Source organism: Nostoc sp. (assembly GCF_041747015.1).
GTDB lineage: Bacteria > Cyanobacteriota > Cyanobacteriia > Cyanobacteriales > Nostocaceae > Nostoc.
This window is the reverse complement of record NZ_JBGTFY010000071.1, coordinates 1-20,237: the sequence shown is the minus strand read 5'-3', so window position 1 is coordinate 20,237 and position 20,237 is coordinate 1. Positions and strand designations below refer to the sequence as shown.

The window sequence follows — 20,237 nt, the reverse complement described above, 5'->3', positions numbered from 1 at the left end:
ACGGGTCTATTTCCTATCAACAAATGATTAATAAAAACCTGAGACGGGGTATTTGCGTTGATACACAACATGATTCTTTTGTACAGTGCGTAAGTCCTAAAATTTTAACTGAATCGTTAATTTTATTGCCCATCAGTAGTTGATTGAGGAAATGGTAAAGATTCAGGCTGAGGCTGAAGTTCCGGTTGAGGCTGAGGTTCCGGTTGAGGATTGAGAAATTCCTGCCAAATCCTAATTTGCTCTTGCGCTGCACTGTAAGCAGCACTACCGCGTGGAACCGATTTTGCAATGCCGATGCCTCTAGCAATATCAGACTGACCTTGAGAGCGTGCTATTTCTAACAATTGCTGACTCCATTGGTCAATAGCCAGATTTGCATCCATACGTAAGATGCTATTGTTTGAAACTCGATTTGCCAGTCGTATTGCTTCAACCAAAGCTTCTGGTGTGCCAGTCGCGCCTACTTCTTGAGCTTTTCTCCAGTTTTCTCTAGTGCGGATTTGCCCTTCCCAGTCATTTATCGCAGCTTGTGCTTCTCCAGCAAGTGCCCTTCCCGACGAAGCAATTTGTTGAGCGGCGCTAATGGCGGCGGTGAGATTTCCACTCTGAGCCAGTTCTTGCGCTTGATCTAAGTAAGGCTGGTCTTGAATTCGCTGAATTTTTCCTACCCAAGTACGAATTTTTTTCCGTGCTTCTGGATATAATGCCCGACCTCTACGAATTTCGCTAGCTTGAGCGATCGCTGCTTGCAAGGAATTGATATCGTCGAATATGGCTATCTGTTCGGCGCGTTCTAAGTAAGGTTGGTCTTCAATTGTCTCTACTTGGGCACGCCAGCGACCTATTTCTTGTCTAGCTTCTGTGCCCCTGGGATTATTCACAGGAATCAGCTGTACTTGAGCGATCGCTGCTGTTAAATTATTGACTGTTCCCTGGCTAGCCAATATTCTCGCTTTTTCCAGATGGGCAACATCTTCAATTTCCAGTTGCCAACGAGCAATTAGTTGCTGTGCTTCGTTATACACTGGTCTGGAAGGATCAATTTGTTGTGCTTGAGCGATCGCTGCCTCTAAACCAGAAACGTTACCGATCCAAGCACTTCTTTTCGCGTCAGCTATGGCGATAAAGTCATCTGTTTCGCCCTGTAGTTTCGTACTTTCGGGAATTTGTCTAGCAATATTCAGTGCTTCATCGGCATCCCGCTTGTCTAGTTTTGCCTGTGCCAATCGCAGCATTTGGCGTCCAAATGTGGGAATTGCTTCCTGAGCTTTTTGGTAAAGGTAACTTTCCTGACCAATGGACTCGGCTAACTTGATCGCTTCTAATAAATTATCAACAACTTGGCTTTTTGCTAAACTTTCAGCTTTTCCTAACTTATCGCCATCTTCCCGTGCTGTGGCAATTAGACGATTTAATTGGTCGTATTTAGTACTCGCCCAGTATTGATTGTCTACGCGCAGCATTTTGGCGGACAACATGAATGCCGATTGCCACCGCCGTTCCTTTACTTCGGCGATCGCACCGTTGTATGTTGCTTCTGCCTTTGACCAAATTGACTGCCATTTGCCAATTTGCTCATCGACTAACTTATAAGCTGCCACATCTTCGGGTATTTTCTGAGCAGTAGCGATCGCTTCCTCTAAATTCCCAGTTTGGAAACTTTGATCGGCTAGCTTCAAAATATCCCGCGACCATTCTTCAATGAAACGATCAATTTCTCCATGCAACGGGTGATTTTGTGGTAGTTGCTTCACCAGAGCGATCGCTTGCAATAGGTCGTTCACTGTCTGCTTAGAAGCCGCCAACTGAGCGCAGTGTAGCCGCACAGAAGCACTAGCTAGGGGCCAAAAAATCGAGGGGCAATTCGGGGCAGTTGGCAACTTTAGCAGCATTGCCATTGCCAAGAATGCGACACTGCCGGGAATCAAAGTTAGCAGTGCTAGCCACAATACCCAGCTTTTCATCCAGCGTGGCAATTTCCCAGAATTACTACTGAGTTGGGCAGTTTCTTCTGAATGACTATTTATAGGTAATCCTTCCCTATGGTTTTTTTTTCGCCGCTTCACTGACTTGGAGGTAGAACCAGTAGCAGGGACATCAAATGGTTGAGTTTCACCGAATTGTTCTGTTCGGGATAATCTTTTGTTTTGATCTGGCTCTCTTCCACTGGCTGAAGACCAACTGTCTGGAATATCCCGCTCTGTCATCTCTCACACCAAAATAATTGAATAGCGCTCTGTTTTAGGTCGATAATTCCATTGATGTCATAGTAACTTTCTGATCATTAAAAAGCTACTTTTTTTCAGGCTCTCTCTCCACAGATACCATTAGCGATCTAAAAAAATAGTGCTGTTTTATACTTTATCCTGAAAAGGTAGATTCAGCTTGCAAATCGGCAATTAGTTGAGCTAACTGATCGCTACTTGCCTGGTAGACGTTGCCGCAAAACTCGCAAGTTGCTTCAGCACCATCATCTTTAATAATCATATCTTGCAGTTCGGCTTCTCCCAAAATCTTCAGTGCCCCCAAAACGCGATCGAAAGAACAACCACAGTGGAAGCGCAGCATTTGCCGTTCGGGAAAGATTACCAGCCCCATATCTCCCAACAAGTCGCCAAGAATTTCAGGTAAAGTTTTCCCAGCTTGCAACAATGGCGTAAATCCTGCTAGACCAGCAACCCGCGATTCTAACGTTTCTACTAGGGCTTCGTCTCTGGCAGCTTTGGGCAATACTTGTACTAGTAATCCTCCAGCCGCAGTTACTCCCCCTGCTCCCACGAACACACCTAAAACTAAAGCTGAAGGTGTTTGTTCGGAATTCACCAGATAATGAGCTATATCATCGCCAATTTCGCCAGAAACTAGTTCTACTGTACTGGAGTAAGGATAACCATAACCGATATCCCGCACAACATAGAGGTAGCCATCACCCACCGCACCACCAACGTCTAACTTACCTCTGGCATTGGGAGCCAACTCTACCGATGGATTCCCCACATACCCACGTACCGTACCATCTAAGCCGGCATCTACCAATACGCCACCTAAAGGCCCATCGCCCTTAACCCGGACATTGACCCTTGATCCAGTTCGCTTCATACTAGAAGCCATTAACAAGCCCGCCGCCATAGTCCGACCCAGTGCTGCTGTTGCCACATAAGAAAGCTTGTGGCGTCCTCGCGCTTCTTCTGTTAAACGTGTGGTGATCACACCTATGGCACGAATTCCACCTTCGGCTGCTGTTGCACGAATTAACTGATCCGCCATGAATAACCTTACATTTCTTAACAAGTTCACTTTTTCTATTCTAAGTTCTCTGCTGGTAGAAAAGTAACTTAGTAGGGTGCTACGCAAATAAACGTCTGTTATTGGTCATTGGTTATTTGCAAAGGACATAGACGCGCCAGCGGCTTCCCGCAGGGTAGGACTAATGACTAATGACAAAGACTATTTGCAATATTAGAAATAGCGATGTCTCATCTTTAGGTAATCCTAGAAAAATGCTGGGTAATTTTCAACAAAGTCAACTACGGATCGAAATCGAAGCATCAACAGATGCAATTCGTGACAGTCTGCTGCATCCGGTGCAATTAGAAAAATGGCTCTTAGGGCAACGTTTTGCGCCAGGAATGCCAGAAGAACTACTTCCCGGATTCCAGTTTACAACCTGGACTGGGCCAGTTGCGATTCATCATCAGGTGGATGTTGCCAAATCTAACTGTCTCCGCTTGGTACTCAGCGGAGGCATTGATGGGTTCCATGAATGGTACTGGGGAGAAGGTTGGGTACAGTCCCGCTTGGAAGGAGTTTCAATTTTGCCCTTGAATTTGGGTCAAACGTTGAGTTTGTTAAGCTTGCGTCAGTTTTTCGCAACTCAAGAACGTTAAATCGATTGAACGTAAAAGGGGGATTTTCCTTGTCTCTAGGACTAATTCTTTCAAGGTGACTCGAAAAATCTCTTTTTTCTTTCTGTGCCTCTGTGGTTTAAAAGTAATTTATCTAACCACAGAGACGCAGTTAACACAGACTCGCATAGGTTAAAATGCTTAAATTATTTTTAATTGTCGGCTGTTAATACTTGTTGAACTGTTAATTCTAAATGCGGAAAAGTTTGAGATTGAATACGATCATTACCAAAAAACTCTACTAGTTCGTATAATTCTTCAATCAATGTAAAAACAGTCACTTTGTTCGTTAATGGATCGACAATCCAATACTCTGGAATATTTAAAACGTTATACTCAACTCGCTTGGCTCGGTAATCTACAATCTTTGTTGACTCACTGACGACTTCCACCACTAATAAGGGGGGTGGTTCGTTGAGTTCAATAACTGCCTCTCGGTTTCTCAACTCTCGCCATTGAGGTAACGGAATCACGACTACATCTGGAATCCTTGATGTATCCCATCTGCCAGCACGGGGAGAACGAACACCAATAACCATTTGTTTAGAAGTGCAATCCCACTTTAGTCGGAGAATTTCTCCTCGGAAACAAACATTGAGAAATTCTGTTATCGCGCCATGTTGCCCACTTCCCAGACTCATGGAAATTAGTTCTCCATTGACCAATTCATAGCGCGTATCAGTGCCATCATCATATTTCAGGTATTCTTCAAAGGTTAGTTTTGGGGTGGTTATAGTCATTGCTTCCCCTTGCAAATTTTTACCTTGGTTTTACAACTAATACTGAACAATTAGCCTCTTCTGCAACTTGACTGCTAACAGAACCCTGAACAATTCGCTTCATCCCCATCAATCCCCGACTGCCAATTATGATCAAGTCAGTTTTGTAAATATTGGCAAGGCGAATAATTTCTTCAGCAGGATCACCAGTTACTAGTTCTAACTCACTTGTGACTGATAACTTTTCCTGATAGGATTGCAGTTGTTTTTCAATATGAAGATAAGAAAATGTTGGGGACTCTGGCTGAGGGCGATCAGCGGGTAGTTCCATCTCTGACTCTGGTGTAGGAAAAACATGGCAAAGAATAACCTTGGCGTCTTTTGAAAACGCCAAATTATCTAAAGTCTGAATTACTCGTTCTGAAATTTCCGAACCGTCCAGAGCTACCAAAACACTATTTAGCACCGCTCTCGTCTCCTAAAGAGTAGACCCCTTACATAAGTATCTAGCAAAATCCGCCGGCAGCGACACTAAACCAATTTTTTCTTTGCCAATTTAGCCAATTTAGTTTATATATTTGAGGCTGTGCCATAGGTAAGTTTCACGCTACTTTTACGCTAGTGGGTTGTAGCAACTATTGTGGAGAAGCTTTTCACGAGTTTACTGGAGAGGAAAACCCTCTCCAATAAACTACCGGACGCTTAAAGGGCGGCTGAAGGTAGGATAGCAAATGGCGTGCGTTAGCGTAGTTTACCGTAGGTATCGCTATCTAAACTTTTAGTTTTACCAACAGTAAAAGAAAAAATTAAACATTCCAAATCACTCTTCTTGCTGAATTCGGCGTCGTACTGAATCAGCATGAGAAGGTAAACCCTCTGCTGTTGCTAGCACATCAATTGCACCAGCCACATTTTGCAGTGCGGTTTGGGAGTATTGAATAATACTGGAGTGTTTTAAGAAAGTTTCAACCCCCAATGCCGAAGCATAGCGGGCAGCACCAGAAGTTGGCAAGGTATGATTAGGGCCTGCCAAATAGTCTCCTACGGCTTCTGGTGTTGAGTAACCCAAAAAGATTGCCCCAGCGTGGCGAATCTGTGGTAAGAGTGCCCAAGGGTCTTTGACTTCTAATTCCAGGTGTTCAGGGGCAAATTCATTTGATAGTTCTGCTGCTGCTTGGAGCGATTCTACGACGACAATCAAGCCGTAGTGAGCGATCGCCTTTTCTGTGTCTATTCGCCTTGGGTGATCGACTAGCTGTCTTTCCAAAGCTAGTTGCACGTTCTTCGCCAAAGCAGCATCCGTCGTTAGCAAAATTGCTGCCGCCATCGGATCGTGTTCGGCTTGAGCCAACAAGTCAGCAGCTACGTGCACCGGATTTGCGGTTTCATCGGCAATTACCAGCACTTCGCTGGGGCCTGCCAAAGAATCAATGCCCACGATGCCGTAAACAAGTTTTTTCGCTAATGTAACATAAATGTTACCAGGACCAGTAATCACATCTACTTTCGGAATCGTTTCTGTACCATAGGCTAAAGCGGCGATCGCTTGTGCCCCCCCAATGCGATAAATTTCTTGCACTCCTGCTTCTTGGGCAGCTACCAAGACTGCTGGGTTAACTGTACCCCCTACGCCTGGTGGTGTTACCATCACTACATGGGGTACAGCAGCAACACGAGCCGGAATTGCATTCATTAATACTGTACTGGGATAAGAAGCACGACCACCAGGTACATACAACCCCGCTCGGTCTACGGGGGTGTAGCGTTTGCCCAGAACTATTTCATCGTCGCCAAAGTGTACCCAGCTTTTTGGGACTCGCTGACGATGAAACGCTTCAATTTGGCGGCAAGCTAGCCGAATTGCCTCCAACAACTCTTTTGACACTTGTTGATAGGCTGCATCCAGTTCTGAGCCTGTAACGCGGAGTTCTTCCGCTTTCAGGGTTTGTTGGTCAAATTCGGCTGTGTAATGCAATACAGCTTTATCGCCTTGGCGCTTCACTGCTTGCAAAACTTCCCGCACCGTTGCTTCTTTATGAAGCACCTGTTCGTCGTGGGTGCGATCGCAGATCCGTTGTAGTTCTGCTCTGACGTCTGCCTGCTGAGTAATTATTCGCAGCATGGAGTAAGGACAATGCCAAAATTATAATATTCCTACCTGAGATTTAGTATTGCTCTTTACCCACTGGGGTATGGAACTCACTCTAATTCTCTTCTCTAGCTTAACCTGTATTTTTTTGATACTCTCAAGACTGCCACCACATATCGGTTTTATACTTTAAAATCCCTGAACTTTAGCGGCTTACAATTCCTTACCTCTGATAATACATCTATACTTGGGGATAGATTACATACATAATCAGGTGGTGGTGGTAAGTTAGGATAACGATTTTGCTGATGCATTTTATTTTAACGCATTTCCTAAATTGACGACATAGTGAATTAGGGATTAGATAGAGACTGGAGATAGTTCTTTTCCAGTACTCAATCCATAGTTCCCAATGATAGATTTTTTAGGAAATTATAATATTGGCAATTTGGATGCTATATTAGTAAGTCTAGTACTGTGTGTACATATTAATAGTCTTTTTGGGATTGATTGTGGCGAATACAAAGTCTGCTCTCAAACGTGCCGGAATCGCAGAACGTAACCGACTGCGTAATAAATCTTACAAATCAGCAGTCAAGACGCTGATGAAGAAATACGTCAATGCTGTAACTGTGTATGCAGCTAATCCTACCGCAGAATTAAAACAGGAAGCAGAGGCTCGGTTATCTGAGACTTACGCCAAAATCGATAAAGCAATAAAACGGGGTGTTCTTCATCCCAACAATGGGGCAAGGAAAAAATCAAGATTGGCTCACAGATTAAAGCCCCTCACACAAACGGCTGAGTAGTCATTGGTCATTTATCCTTAGTCATCATAATGATCAAGGACAAACAACATAGACGCGCCAGCGGTGAAGCAGCGCAGTCTTGGGGGTTTCCCCCATGAGCGACTGCTGAACCCAAAGGGCTTCCCGTAGGGTAGGACAAAAGATGCAATTGATAGACACGCACGTTCATCTCAACTTTGATAGTTTCCAGCCAGATTTAGCAGCAGTGCGATCGCGTTGGCAAGAAGCAGGTGTAGTGCGTTTAGTACATTCCTGTGTTCATCCAGAGGAGTTTTCCAGTATTCAATCCCTAGCGCAAGAGTTTCCCGAAATCAGCTTTGCCGTTGGATTACATCCTTTAGATGCTGATAAATGGAATAGCGAGACAGCCGAGAAAATCAAAACCTTGGCGAGTTCTGACTCGAATGTGGTAGCAATTGGGGAAATGGGGCTGGATTTTTACAAAGCTGATAACAGTGAGCAACAGCAGATGGTATTTGAGTCGCAGTTAGCGATCGCTTGTGAACTCAACTTACCAGTGATTATTCACTGCCGCGATGCTGCTGTGGCAACCAGAGAAGTCTTGCAAAAATGGCGGGAACTCAAAGGAGAAAGAGTGCGGGGTGTGATGCATTGTTGGGGAGGAACGCCAGAAGAAACTCAATGGTTTCTCGATTTAGGCTTCTACATTAGCTTTAGCGGAACGGTAACGTTCAAAAACGCCAAAGCAATCCAATCCTCAGCTGCAATGGTGAGTAGCGATCGCCTCCTAATTGAAACAGACTGTCCATTCCTTGCTCCAGTTCCTAAACGGGGCGAAAAGCGCAACGAGCCTGCTTACGTGCTTTATGTAGCCGAGCAAGTAGCTAAACTGCGTCAGGAAACGGTAGAGGCGATCGCCCATCAAACAACCAGAAATGCCTGTAAACTATTCGGTTTGTCAATATCAAGTGTACCGTAGTGTCTTTTGTTAAGTTGTGTTAAAAAAAATAAAACTCTAGAGGGACAAAAATATGCTAATATTATTCCCTCAAAAAGATTTTGATCGCGTCATAATGGTAAAGGAAGGAAACTAAAACTTGTAATCTAAATCTTCCGTCCTGTTATCGGCTTCCCCATCCCCCAAATCTCTACAAGCGGATGCTCTCGACATATTACTAACCGTGCCAACTCAGGTTGAGCTAGACTTATTGCACAACATCGGCTTGATGTCTATTTAACCTATACAAAATCCTTAAACGAAATTGCCTTGTGAGTACAATCCAGCAAAATGAAGTCATTCGGATTCAAATCCAAAAAGGTGCGGATTATTCCTTCAATCTGAGGATATCTAGGATATCACTGAGAGTATAAATAGCAAGGTGAATTTAAGACACACCGGATAGAGTTGCGTCAGTAAATTAACGCGCTTTTTGGAGGGGAAGTGAGAAAAGTAGATAAAAGTCAGGGATATCTCAATTGTATATTCTTCTTGAAACAAGACCATAGTTTGTTTTTGGTTTCTGAGTCACCGATTAGGGCAATAATTCCCTTATCAAAATTGCTGATTCCAGCCAGCTTTAATTGCTGTGTTTGCCCACATCTGTAAATAGCAGATGTGTAAGAAGAAATTCCCAAACAGCTAAGGACACTGGCTAGCAATGGGAAACGTCAAACAGCAGTGTCCAAGGAAAATTTTAACCAGGTTGACAAAGGTAGAGGCATGAATAAAGAAACATATATGGAACCGGCCTTTCTATTGCCCGACTTGATTGAAATCCAGAGGTCAAGCTTTCGCTGGTTTTTGGAAGAAGGGTTGATAGAAGAGCTTAACTCCTTTAGTCCGATCACAGATTATACGGGCAAACTAGAACTGCACTTTTTGGGTCATAACTACAAACTCAAGGAGCCAAAGTACAACGTCGAAGAAGCCAAACGGCGGGATAGTACTTATGCCGTCCAAATGTATGTTCCCACACGCTTAATTAATAAAGAAACCGGGGAAATCAAAGAACAAGAGGTATTTATTGGGGATTTGCCTTTGATGACCGATCGCGGCACGTTTATTATTAACGGAGCCGAGCGGGTAATTGTCAACCAAATAGTGCGGAGTCCCGGAGTCTACTACAAATCAGAAATAGACAAAAACGGGCGACGTACTTATTCAGCTAGCTTAATTCCCAACCGGGGAGCATGGCTGAAATTTGAAACAGACCGTAACGATTTGGTGTGGGTACGCATCGACAAAACCCGCAAACTATCAGCGCAGGTACTCCTAAAAGCTTTAGGCTTATCAGACAACGAAATATTTGACGCTTTACGCCACCCCGAATATTTCCAAAAAACCATCGAAAAAGAAGGGCAATTTTCTGAAGAAGAAGCCTTGATGGAGTTATATCGCAAACTGCGTCCTGGTGAACCACCCACAGTCTTAGGTGGACAACAACTCCTAGATTCTCGTTTCTTTGACCCGAAACGTTATGACCTGGGTCGCGTCGGACGCTACAAACTCAACAAGAAATTACGCCTTTCTGTCCCCGACACAATGCGCGTGTTAACTTCTGGCGATATTTTGGCAGCCGTGGATTACCTAATCAATCTAGAATTTGATATTGGTAATATTGACGACATTGACCATTTAGGTAATCGGCGGGTAAGAAGCGTCGGTGAATTGTTGCAAAACCAAGTACGGGTAGGCTTAAACCGTTTAGAAAGGATTATTCGGGAACGGATGACCGTATCTGATGCCGAAGTACTGACTCCAGCATCCTTGGTGAACCCTAAACCATTAGTAGCAGCAATTAAAGAATTTTTTGGTTCCAGCCAATTAAGTCAGTTCATGGATCAAACCAATCCCCTAGCAGAACTGACCCACAAACGCCGTCTGAGTGCCCTTGGCCCTGGTGGTTTAACCCGCGAACGGGCTGGGTTTGCTGTCCGGGATATTCATCCTAGTCACTACGGACGTATCTGCCCCATTGAAACACCAGAAGGCCCCAACGCCGGATTGATTGGCTCCTTAGCAACCCATGCACGAGTCAACCTGTACGGCTTCTTAGAAACACCATTTAGACCTGTGGAAAATGGGCAGGTTAGGTTTGATATACCTCCCGCCTACATGACAGCCGATGAAGAAGACGACCTACGGGTTGCTCCGGGAGATATTCCTGTAGATGAAACCGGACACATTATCGGGCCGCTAGTGCCAGTGCGCTATCGCCAAGAATTTTCCACCACAACACCGGAGCAAGTAGACTACGTAGCAGTATCTCCAGTACAGATTGTGTCGGTAGCCACAAGCATGATTCCCTTCTTGGAGCATGATGACGCTAACCGAGCGCTGATGGGTTCGAATATGCAACGGCAAGCCGTACCGCTGCTCAAGCCAGAACGTCCTCTGGTGGGTACAGGTTTGGAAGCGCAAGGAGCAAGAGACTCCGGGATGGTAATTGTATCGCGCACCGATGGCGATGTCACTTATGTAGATGCTACAGAAATTCGTGTCCGCCCGAAACCTAGCACCTCAGAAATTAAATACACCCTTTCCAAGTATCAACGTTCCAACCAAGACACCTGTTTAAATCAGAAACCTCTCGTCCGCATTGGTGAGCGGGTTGTTGCTGGTCAGGTGCTGGCTGATGGCTCCTCCACCGAAGGCGGTGAATTGGCACTAGGACAAAATATCGTAGTTGCCTACATGCCTTGGGAAGGCTACAACTACGAAGACGCGATTTTAATCTCTGAAAGACTGGTGCAGGATGTTGTCTACACCTCAATTCACATTGAAAAATATGAAATTGAAGCTAGACAGACGAAACTGGGGCCAGAAGAAATCACCAGAGAAATTCCCAACGTCGGCGAAGATGCGTTGCGTCAGTTGGATGAACAGGGAATCATTCGCATTGGGGCATGGGTAGAAGCTGGAGATATTTTGGTAGGAAAAGTCACACCAAAAGGTGAATCTGACCAACCGCCAGAAGAAAAACTGTTGCGGGCGATTTTCGGTGAGAAAGCGCGGGATGTGCGCGACAATTCCCTGCGAGTACCCAATGGTGAAAAAGGCCGTGTAGTTGACGTGCGCTTGTTTACTCGTGAACAAGGCGATGAACTGCCTCCAGGAGCCAATATGGTAGTCCGGGTGTATGTTGCCCAAAAACGCAAAATCCAAGTTGGCGACAAAATGGCAGGACGCCACGGTAATAAAGGGATTATTTCTCGGATATTGCCAGCGGAAGATATGCCTTATTTGCCCGATGGTTCACCAGTGGACATTGTACTTAACCCCTTGGGTGTACCCAGTCGGATGAACGTCGGACAAGTATTTGAGTGCTTATTAGGTTGGGCTGGTCAAACCTTGGGAGTACGATTTAAGATTACTCCTTTTGACGAAATGTACGGTGAAGAGACATCCCGCCGAATCGTGCATGGCAAATTGCAAGAAGCACGAGACGAAACAGGCAAAGACTGGGTTTATAACCCAGACAATCCCGGCAAAATCATGGTGTATGACGGTCGTACAGGTGAACCCTTTGACCGAGCAATTACTATTGGTGTGGCTTATATGCTGAAACTGGTGCATTTGGTGGATGATAAGATCCACGCCCGTTCTACAGGACCATACTCACTGGTGACTCAGCAACCCTTGGGTGGTAAAGCCCAACAAGGTGGTCAGAGGTTTGGAGAAATGGAAGTGTGGGCATTGGAAGCCTTTGGTGCAGCTTACACCTTACAGGAATTGCTCACAGTTAAATCTGACGATATGCAAGGACGGAATGAAGCGTTAAATGCGATCGTTAAAGGTAAGGCAATTCCCAGACCTGGAACTCCAGAGTCCTTTAAGGTACTGATGCGCGAGTTGCAATCATTAGGGTTAGACATTGCCGTACACAAGGTAGAAACCCAAGCAGACGGCAGTTCCCTAGATGTGGAAGTCGATTTGATGGCAGACCAATCAGCCCGTCGCACACCTCCTCGACCCACCTATGAATCTCTTTCCCGCGAATCGCTGGACGATGACGAGTAAAGAGTGCTGAGTGCTGAGTATTAAAAAACTCAGTAATTAGCTTTAGCACTCGGATCTCTCTTAATTCAAACCTTAAAACTAAATATACTCGAAACTCATAACCTGGAACTCAGCACTTTAAAGATGAGACCTGCCCAAACTAATCAGTTTGACTACGTAAAAATCGGCTTGGCTTCCCCTGAACGCATTCGGCAATGGGGCGAGAGAACATTGCCCAATGGTCAAGTAGTCGGTGAAGTTACCAAGCCAGAGACGATTAACTACCGAACTCTCAAGCCAGAGATGGATGGCTTATTTTGTGAGCGCATCTTTGGCCCCGCGAAAGATTGGGAATGCCATTGTGGCAAGTATAAAAGAGTTCGTCACAGAGGGATTGTGTGTGAGCGTTGTGGGGTAGAAGTCACCGAGTCACGGGTGCGTCGCCACCGAATGGGCTATATAAAACTCGCCGCATCAGTAGCTCACGTCTGGTATCTCAAAGGCATTCCTAGCTATATTTCCATTCTGTTGGATATGCCCTTGCGGGATGTTGAGCAGATTGTCTATTTCAACTCTTATGTTGTCCTGAGTGCTGGTAATGCCGAAACTTTAACTTACAAGCAGCTACTGAGTGAAGACCAGTGGTTGGAAATAGAAGACCAAATTTATAGCGAAGATTCTGTGCTGCAAGGCGTAGAGGTAGGTATTGGTGCTGAAGCACTGTTGCGCTTGCTTGCCGATATCAATTTAGAACAAGAAGCTGAAAGCCTACGCGAAGAGATTGGTAACGCTAAAGGACAAAAGAGAGCCAAGCTAATTAAGCGGCTGCGGGTGATTGACAACTTCATCGCTACTGGTTCCAAACCAGAGTGGATGGTAATGGCAGTTATTCCCGTAATTCCCCCTGACTTGCGCCCAATGGTGCAACTAGATGGCGGACGGTTTGCCACCAGCGATTTAAATGATTTGTATCGGCGGGTAATTAACCGCAATAATCGTTTGGCACGCTTGCAAGAAATTTTGGCACCAGAGATTATTGTGCGGAATGAAAAGCGGATGCTGCAAGAAGCAGTGGATGCTTTGATTGACAATGGTCGGCGGGGACGCACTGTGGTAGGGGCAAATAACCGACCCCTGAAATCTTTGTCCGACATTATCGAGGGTAAGCAAGGCCGTTTCCGACAAAACTTGTTAGGTAAACGAGTTGACTACTCTGGACGTTCGGTAATTGTGGTCGGGCCAAAGCTAAAAATTCACCAGTGCGGTTTACCTAGAGAAATGGCAATTGAGCTATTTCAACCATTTGTAATTAACCGCCTGATTCGTGGCGGCATGGTGAATAACATCAAAGCTGCGAAAAAGCTGATATCGAGAAATGATCCTAGTGTGTGGGATGTGCTGGAAGAGGTGATTGAAGGACACCCTGTGATGCTAAATCGAGCGCCAACGTTGCACCGCCTGGGTATTCAGTCTTTTGAACCGATTTTAGTAGAAGGTAGAGCGATTCAACTGCATCCTCTGGTGTGTCCAGCGTTTAACGCCGACTTTGATGGCGACCAAATGGCGGTACACGTCCCTCTGTCGTTAGAAAGTCAGGCGGAAGCGCGGTTGCTGATGTTGGCTTCTAACAATATTTTGTCACCAGCCACGGGTAAACCGATCATTACGCCCAGCCAAGATATGGTGTTAGGAGCTTATTACTTAACAGCAGAAAATCCCGGTGCGACAAAAGGTGCAGGAAAGTACTTTTATTCGCTGGATGACGTAATTATGGCTTACCAGCAAGACCAAGTTGACTTGCACGCCTATATTTACGTGCGGTTTGACGGTGAAATAGAATCAGATCAACCGGATGCAGAACCCCTGAAAGTGACGGAAAACGACGATGGTAGCCGGACATTACTCTATAAGTTCCGCCGAGTCAGACAAGACGCTAAGGGCAATGTAATTTCACAGTATATATACACAACTGCTGGTCGCGTTATTTACAATAATGCCATTCAGGAAGCACTTGCAAGCTAAAAGTGAGGAGTGAAAAGTTAAGAGTTAGGAGTTATTAATTACAAACTCCTAACTCCTAACTCCTAATTATTAATTTAGGACTAATGATTAATGACTAACGAAAAAATGATTTTTCGCAATCGTGTGGTTGACAAAGGCCAACTAAGAAATTTAATTTCTTGGGCTTTTACGAATTATGGTACTGCACGAACCGCAGTGATGGCGGACAAACTGAAAGATTTAGGATTTCGCTACGCTACCAAAGCAGGGGTTTCCATCAGTGTAGATGACTTGATGATCCCACCAAGTAAGCGATCGCTCCTAGAGGCAGCCGAAGAAGAAATTCGCGCTACCGAAATCCGTTACCAACGGGGAGAAATCACCGAAGTAGAACGTTTCCAAAAGGTAATTGATACCTGGAACAGTACCAGTGAAGCATTGAAAGATGAAGTAGTCGTTCACTTTAAGAAGACTAATCCCCTGAACTCCGTATACATGATGGCGTTCTCCGGGGCACGGGGGAATATCTCTCAAGTCCGGCAATTGGTGGGGATGCGGGGACTGATGGCAGATCCTCAAGGGGAAATTATCGATTTGCCCATCAAAACCAACTTCCGTGAAGGGTTAACTGTGACGGAATACATTATTTCGTCTTACGGTGCCAGAAAAGGATTGGTGGATACTGCCTTGCGGACGGCTGACTCTGGTTATCTTACCCGCCGTTTGGTAGACGTATCCCAGGATGTAATTATTCGGGAATTTGACTGCGGCACCACCAGAGGTCTGGCCGTGCGACCAATGACAGAAGGTGCCAAAACCTTGATCCCTCTAGCAACCCGCTTAATGGGACGGGTAATTGGCGAAGATGTGGTGCATCCGGTGACAAAAGAAATAATTGCACCACGTAATTCCCCAATTCCTGAAGACTTGGCGAAGAAAATTGAAAAATCTGGGGTAGGAGAAGTTGTGGTGCGGAGTCCTCTAACTTGTGAGGCTGCACGTTCTGTCTGTCAACACTGCTACGGCTGGAGTTTGGCACACGCCAAAATGGTAGACTTGGGCGAAGCTGTAGGGATTATTGCTGCCCAAAGTATCGGCGAACCTGGCACCCAGCTAACCATGCGGACATTCCACACAGGTGGTGTGTTTACTGGAGAAGTGGCGCAACAAGTTCGTTCTAAAATCGATGGCACTGTCAAGCTTCCCCGCAAACTGAAGACTAGAACATATCGGACTCGCCACGGGGAAGATGCCCTGTATGTTGAGGCTAATGGCATCATGCTTTTAGAGCCAACAAAAGTAGGTGATGTTACCCCAGACAACCAAGAGGTTCATCTAACTCAAGGTTCAACATTATACGTATTTGATGGAAATCAGGTAAAACAAGGTCAGTTGTTGGCAGAGGTTGCCCTCGGTGGACGCACAACTCGGACTAATACAGAAAAAGCAGTTAAAGATGTCGCCTCTGATTTGGCAGGGGAAGTGCAATTTGCCGAAGTAGTCCCAGAACAAAAAACCGACCGTCAGGGTAATACCACAATCACAGCCGCACGAGGTGGCTTGATTTGGATTTTGTCTGGGGAAGTTTACAACTTGCCGCCGGGTGCAGAATTGCTGGTAAAAAATGGTGATGCGATCGCCTCTAATGGAGTTTTAGCAGAAACCAAGTTAGCCAGTTTGCACGGTGGTGTAGTGCGCTTACCGGAAGTTACCCCAGGTAAGAGTACCAGGGAAATTGAGATTATCACCGCTTCTGTGGTTTTAGACCAGGCAACAGTGACAGTCCAAAGTTCCCAAGGTCGCAATAACTACTTAGTCTCCACTGGCAACAACCAGGTATTTAACCTGAGAGCTACACCAGGCACAAAAGTGCAAAATGGTCAAGTAGTAGCTGAGTTAATTGATGACCACTATCGTACAACCACTGGCGGATTCCTAAAATTCGCGGGTGTCGAAGTCCAGAAAAAAGGTAAAGCCAAGCTGGGTTATGAAGTTGTGCAAGGTGGTACGCTTTTGTGGATTCCCGAAGAAAGCCACGAAGTTAATAAAGATATCTCCTTACTGTTGGTGGAAGACGGTCAGTTTGTCGAAGCTGGTACCGAAGTGGTGAAGGATATCTTCTGCCAAAATAGCGGTGTGGTAGAAGTGACCCAGAAAAACGACATCCTGCGGGAAGTTGTGGTTAAGCCAGGGGAACTGCTAATGGTGGACGATCCAGAATCAGTCACCGGGCGAGATAACACCTTCGTTCAACCAGGCGAGGAGTTTCAAGGCAGCGTTGCCACGGAATTGCGCTATATCCAGTATGTGGAGACACCAGAAGGTCCTGCCCTGTTGAGTCGTCCGGTAGTCGAGTTTGCTGTACCAGATAATCCAGATGTGCCATCAACGACATCAGTAAGTCAACAAACCGGGCGCTCAATTCAGTTGCGGGCCGTGCAGCGACTGCCTTACAAAGATTCAGAACGTGTCAAATCCGTTGAAGGTGTGGAACTGCTGCGAACCCAGTTAGTGCTGGAAATTGAGCAAGAAGGAGAACAAGACCACAATGCTTCGCCTTTAGCAGCAGATATTGAATTGGTACAGGATACCGAAGACCCAGAAGTTCAACGTTTGCAACTGGTAATTTTGGAATCTTTGGTAATTCGTCGAGACATTACCGCCGATGCCACCCAAGGTAGCACCGAGACGACACTTGAGGTACAAGATGGGTTAACCATCGCTCCCGGATCTGTGGTAGCACGTACCCAAATCTTGTGTAAAGAAGGGGGGATAATCCGGGGCGTCCAAAAAGGAAGCGAAAACGTGCGTCGCTGTTTGGTATTGCGTCATCTTGTTGATATGCTGACCATGAATACTAGTACTCAGCCTAAGGTAAAGGCGGGTGACTTGATAGTAGAAGGTACAGAAGTTGCTCCTGGAGTTTTTGCCCCAGAATCAGGGCAAGTAGTAGACGTTAAAACTGCTGCTGCTGCATCTGATGGTGAATCAGCTCTGAGTACTAAAAACTACGTTATTACTACCCGCATCGGTCGCCCCTACCGAGTCAGCCCTGGTGCTGTGTTGCAGATAGAAGATGGCGATTTAGTACAACGGGGTGATAACTTGGTGTTGTTGGTGTTTGAACGCGCCAAAACCGGAGATATTATTCAAGGTTTGCCCCGGATTGAGGAACTGCTCGAAGCTCGTAAACCGAAAGAAGCCTGCATTTTATGTCGGCGGGCAGGGGAAATTAAGGTAGTTTACGCCGATAGTGGTGATGAAGCGATCGCCATCAAGGTCGTAGAATCAAATGGCGTAATCACAGATTATCCTCTAGGCCCAGGACAAAATTTGATTGTACCTGATGGATCAACTGTATTAGCCGGACAACCGTTGACCGATGGCCCATCCAATCCCCATGAAATTTTAGAAATCTTCTTTAGCCTGGGTTCGGAAGACGGAATCTATGCTTGTGCTAGCATTGCTTTGCAGAAGGTACAGACATTTTTGGTGAATGAAGTGCAAATGGTGTATCAATCTCAGGGGATTGACATTTCCGATAAGCACATCGAAGTGATTGTTCGCCAGATGACCAACAAAGTGCGGATTGATGATGGTGGTGATACCACAATGCTTCCCGGCGAATTGGTGGAACTGCGCCAAGTTGAGCAGGTGAACGAAGCTATGGCAATTACAGGCGGGGCTAGGGCTCAGTACACCCCAGTATTATTGGGTATCACCAAAGCATCGTTGAACACCGATAGCTTTATTTCCGCCGCATCCTTCCAAGAAACAACACGGGTACTTACCGAAGCCGCTATCGAAGGTAAATCCGACTGGCTGCGAGGATTAAAGGAAAACGTGATTATCGGGCGATTGATTCCGGCTGGGACTGGGTACAATACCTATGATGAACCCGGAGCGATCGAAGACTATACTACGGAGATTAGCAGTAGTGTCTTAGATGAAGTTGATGACCCGTTGGATATGGTCTTAGATGACCGCACAGCTCGCACCTATAATTTAGATTCTCCTACCCTTGGCGAATCTGGCTTTGGCAGTAGACGTGCAGAAAGGTCAGTTTTAGATGACGAAGATGAATTAATTGCCGACGAAGTACCAGAAGATGACGATTTTGAAGAAGAAGAGGACGAAGAAGACGATTTCGATGACGAGTAGAAACGCAAAATTTTGCGTCCCTCCTAAAAGGTAAAAGCTAAAAAGGCAAAAGAAAATCTTCTTTTGCCTTTTTATTTTGCTCCATATTCTAAGTTGGTACAAGTGCAATATCTGAGTTTTTCAGCACATCATTGACGAGAAGTCATATATTCCTACAAAATCTGCCAAAGTTCACGATTCTTAATCATATTAGCTTCCTCTTGTAGCTGACAGAAGTCCCACAATCTAATAGGCTGATTTTAAAGTAGTAATTTTTTACAAAGCTCAACTGCTCAAAAAGATAGGCTTTCTTGACCAGTACTTTTGGATGATCAATGTGCAAAATGTTGCCTACCCTCTATCATCACTTAGTCGTTAAAAACTAGCTATACAGAAAATGCCCCTTAAAATCGTTCAGAACTTTGATAGCAGTTTCATTCTCGAAGCACAAGCTCAAGAAACTCTGTTCAATTTATTGACAAGCGTTGCTTTTTTAAACCAAGTCTGTCAACAGTCGCAGTGTGAACAAGTTAAATTTACAGAATTACTTTTCCAGCCAGTTCCTTATAGCTTAACCACCAGTAAAGGAATGCCAGCAGAATTTGAAAAGTATCATGAATCTGATGAATATATCATCATTAACGTTCCACCAAATTTCATGTTTATTGCTAAGATTTTTAAACCTAGTCGCCTTTGTGCAATTTACCAAAAATTTGGTAATGAGTAATTTTAAAAATAATTTTTCCCTAATTATCAATTCTCAATTACGAAGGCAAATAGCAAGTTTTATATTTGATGTATGACTCCTGAAACAAATATTTTTTCTTTAGCAACCCTAGAATACATTTCTTACATTGACGATCGCGGTCAGCTACCTGAAGAGTTTCAGGGTAAAATCGGCGTATATGCTATCTTTGACCAAAAAAAAGTTCTGCAATTTGTTGGGTATTCCCGTGATGTTTATCTCAGCCTCAAGCAGCATTTAGTACGTCAACCACAGCAATGTTATTGGGTTAAGATTCAAACTATTGAGCGCCCTAGTCGCACAGTTTTAGAAGATATTGAGAATGCTTGGATTGCTGAAAATGGCAGTGTGCCATCAGGAAATAGGGATAACAAGGAAAAATGGACTCATCCCATTGATGTCAAAGTGGTAATGACACCTGAAGAACAGGCAAATTATCAAAATCCAGCTAATGACGAATTAGCACAAATGAAAATTATTAAAAATGTCGCCCGGAGAGTAGAAGCAGAAATTTCAACGCAATTGCTAGAAGTGCGTGGTTTGCAAATGCAAATTCGCTTCAATCCTAAATTGAAAGAAGAAGGTTTACTAGATTTGAAATGAAGGTAGTTATGGGGAAAACTGTTTTATGAATATCGTTTGTAATCTCCTATGACAATATAGCTGCTAAACGATCGCTCTATCAACTTATCGGTACATTGGGTGCTGGTGGGTTTGGTGAAACCTATCTAGGGCTTGCTGAACAAAAGTGAAACATAGTCTAGGTAAGGGTTTTGAGCATTTTTTCACCAAGCAAGTGCAAGACTATAGCATCCAGAGGTTCAAAAACCTTGCACTTTCGTCGGCGAGCGCCGGGCAAATTGGGAAAC

General features: G+C 45.0%; 11 protein-coding genes and 1 pseudogene. 7 read left to right on the top strand and 5 right to left on the bottom strand.

The features are described from left to right. Positions 1-122: 122 nt before the first annotated feature. Together ACEW80_RS05690 and hslO are read right to left on the bottom strand one after the other, a co-directional pair. Positions 123-2,207, bottom strand: a complete 2,085-nt coding sequence (locus ACEW80_RS05690; RefSeq protein ID WP_373525660.1) for a chromosome segregation ATPase — start codon at positions 2,205-2,207, stop codon at positions 123-125. 154 nt (positions 2,208-2,361) lie between these two features. Beyond that, positions 2,362-3,267, bottom strand: coding sequence for an Hsp33 family molecular chaperone HslO (gene hslO / locus ACEW80_RS05685; RefSeq protein WP_373525659.1), 906 nt, complete (start codon positions 3,265-3,267; stop codon positions 2,362-2,364). A 233-nt stretch (positions 3,268-3,500) separates the two neighbouring features. On the opposite strand from hslO, the gene ACEW80_RS05680 reads away from it, so the two are divergent. Beyond that, positions 3,501-3,887, top strand: a complete 387-nt coding sequence (locus ACEW80_RS05680) for a hypothetical protein (RefSeq protein ID WP_373525661.1) — start codon at positions 3,501-3,503, stop codon at positions 3,885-3,887. Between the two features lie 170 nt (positions 3,888-4,057). Here the strand turns inward: ACEW80_RS05680 and ACEW80_RS05675 are convergent, their stop codons facing one another. From ACEW80_RS05675 to hisD, 3 genes are all read right to left on the bottom strand, one after another. After that, positions 4,058-4,645 (bottom strand): Uma2 family endonuclease, encoded by a 588-nt coding sequence (locus tag ACEW80_RS05675; RefSeq protein ID WP_373525658.1) that lies wholly within the window; start codon positions 4,643-4,645, stop codon positions 4,058-4,060. Positions 4,646-4,664: 19 nt separating this feature from the next. Then, positions 4,665-5,090 (bottom strand): universal stress protein, encoded by a 426-nt coding sequence (locus ACEW80_RS05670; RefSeq protein ID WP_373525657.1) that lies wholly within the window; start codon positions 5,088-5,090, stop codon positions 4,665-4,667. Positions 5,091-5,444: 354 nt separating this feature from the next. Next, complete coding sequence (gene hisD, locus ACEW80_RS05665; RefSeq protein WP_373525656.1) at positions 5,445-6,746, bottom strand: histidinol dehydrogenase; 1,302 nt, start codon at positions 6,744-6,746, stop codon at positions 5,445-5,447. Positions 6,747-7,225: 479 nt separating this feature from the next. Here hisD and rpsT point away from each other — a divergent pair, with 479 nt between their 5' ends. From rpsT to ACEW80_RS05635, 6 genes and pseudogenes are all read left to right on the top strand, one after another. Continuing rightward, positions 7,226-7,522 (top strand): 30S ribosomal protein S20, encoded by a 297-nt coding sequence (gene rpsT, locus ACEW80_RS05660; protein ID WP_373525655.1) that lies wholly within the window; start codon positions 7,226-7,228, stop codon positions 7,520-7,522. A gap of 142 nt (positions 7,523-7,664) precedes the next feature. Then, positions 7,665-8,462, top strand: a complete 798-nt coding sequence (locus ACEW80_RS05655; RefSeq protein WP_373525654.1) for a TatD family hydrolase — start codon at positions 7,665-7,667, stop codon at positions 8,460-8,462. A gap of 741 nt (positions 8,463-9,203) precedes the next feature. Beyond that, positions 9,204-12,503: a DNA-directed RNA polymerase subunit beta gene (rpoB, locus tag ACEW80_RS05650; RefSeq protein ID WP_373525653.1), complete on the top strand. Its 3,300-nt coding sequence runs from the start codon at positions 9,204-9,206 to the stop codon at positions 12,501-12,503. 123 nt (positions 12,504-12,626) lie between these two features. After that, positions 12,627-18,644: pseudogene (locus ACEW80_RS05645) on the top strand (DNA-directed RNA polymerase subunit beta''). Between the two features lie 376 nt (positions 18,645-19,020). Continuing rightward, a complete protein-coding gene (locus ACEW80_RS05640; RefSeq protein WP_373525652.1) occupies positions 19,021-19,350 on the top strand; it encodes a hypothetical protein in 330 nt (109 codons plus the stop codon). Between the two features lie 72 nt (positions 19,351-19,422). Then, on the top strand, positions 19,423-19,971 hold the full coding sequence (locus tag ACEW80_RS05635) for a GIY-YIG nuclease family protein (protein WP_373525651.1): 549 nt from the start codon (positions 19,423-19,425) through the stop codon (positions 19,969-19,971). Positions 19,972-20,237: the final 266 nt, after the last annotated feature.

Excerpts from the sequence above, each read along its gene's own strand:
- ACEW80_RS05690 (WP_373525660.1), bottom strand. The coding sequence starts at position 2,207 with ATGACAGAGCGGGATATTCCAGACAGTTGGTCTTCAGCCAGTGGAAGA.
- hslO (WP_373525659.1), bottom strand. The coding sequence starts at position 3,267 with ATGGCGGATCAGTTAATTCGTGCAACAGCAGCCGAAGGTGGAATTCGT.
- ACEW80_RS05680 (WP_373525661.1), top strand. The coding sequence starts at position 3,501 with ATGCTGGGTAATTTTCAACAAAGTCAACTACGGATCGAAATCGAAGCA.
- ACEW80_RS05675 (WP_373525658.1), bottom strand. The coding sequence starts at position 4,645 with ATGACTATAACCACCCCAAAACTAACCTTTGAAGAATACCTGAAATAT.
- hisD (WP_373525656.1), bottom strand. The coding sequence starts at position 6,746 with ATGCTGCGAATAATTACTCAGCAGGCAGACGTCAGAGCAGAACTACAA.
- ACEW80_RS05655 (WP_373525654.1), top strand. The coding sequence starts at position 7,665 with ATGCAATTGATAGACACGCACGTTCATCTCAACTTTGATAGTTTCCAG.
- rpoB (WP_373525653.1), top strand. The coding sequence starts at position 9,204 with ATGAATAAAGAAACATATATGGAACCGGCCTTTCTATTGCCCGACTTG.
- ACEW80_RS05640 (WP_373525652.1), top strand. The coding sequence starts at position 19,021 with ATGCCCCTTAAAATCGTTCAGAACTTTGATAGCAGTTTCATTCTCGAA.
- ACEW80_RS05635 (WP_373525651.1), top strand. The coding sequence starts at position 19,423 with ATGACTCCTGAAACAAATATTTTTTCTTTAGCAACCCTAGAATACATT.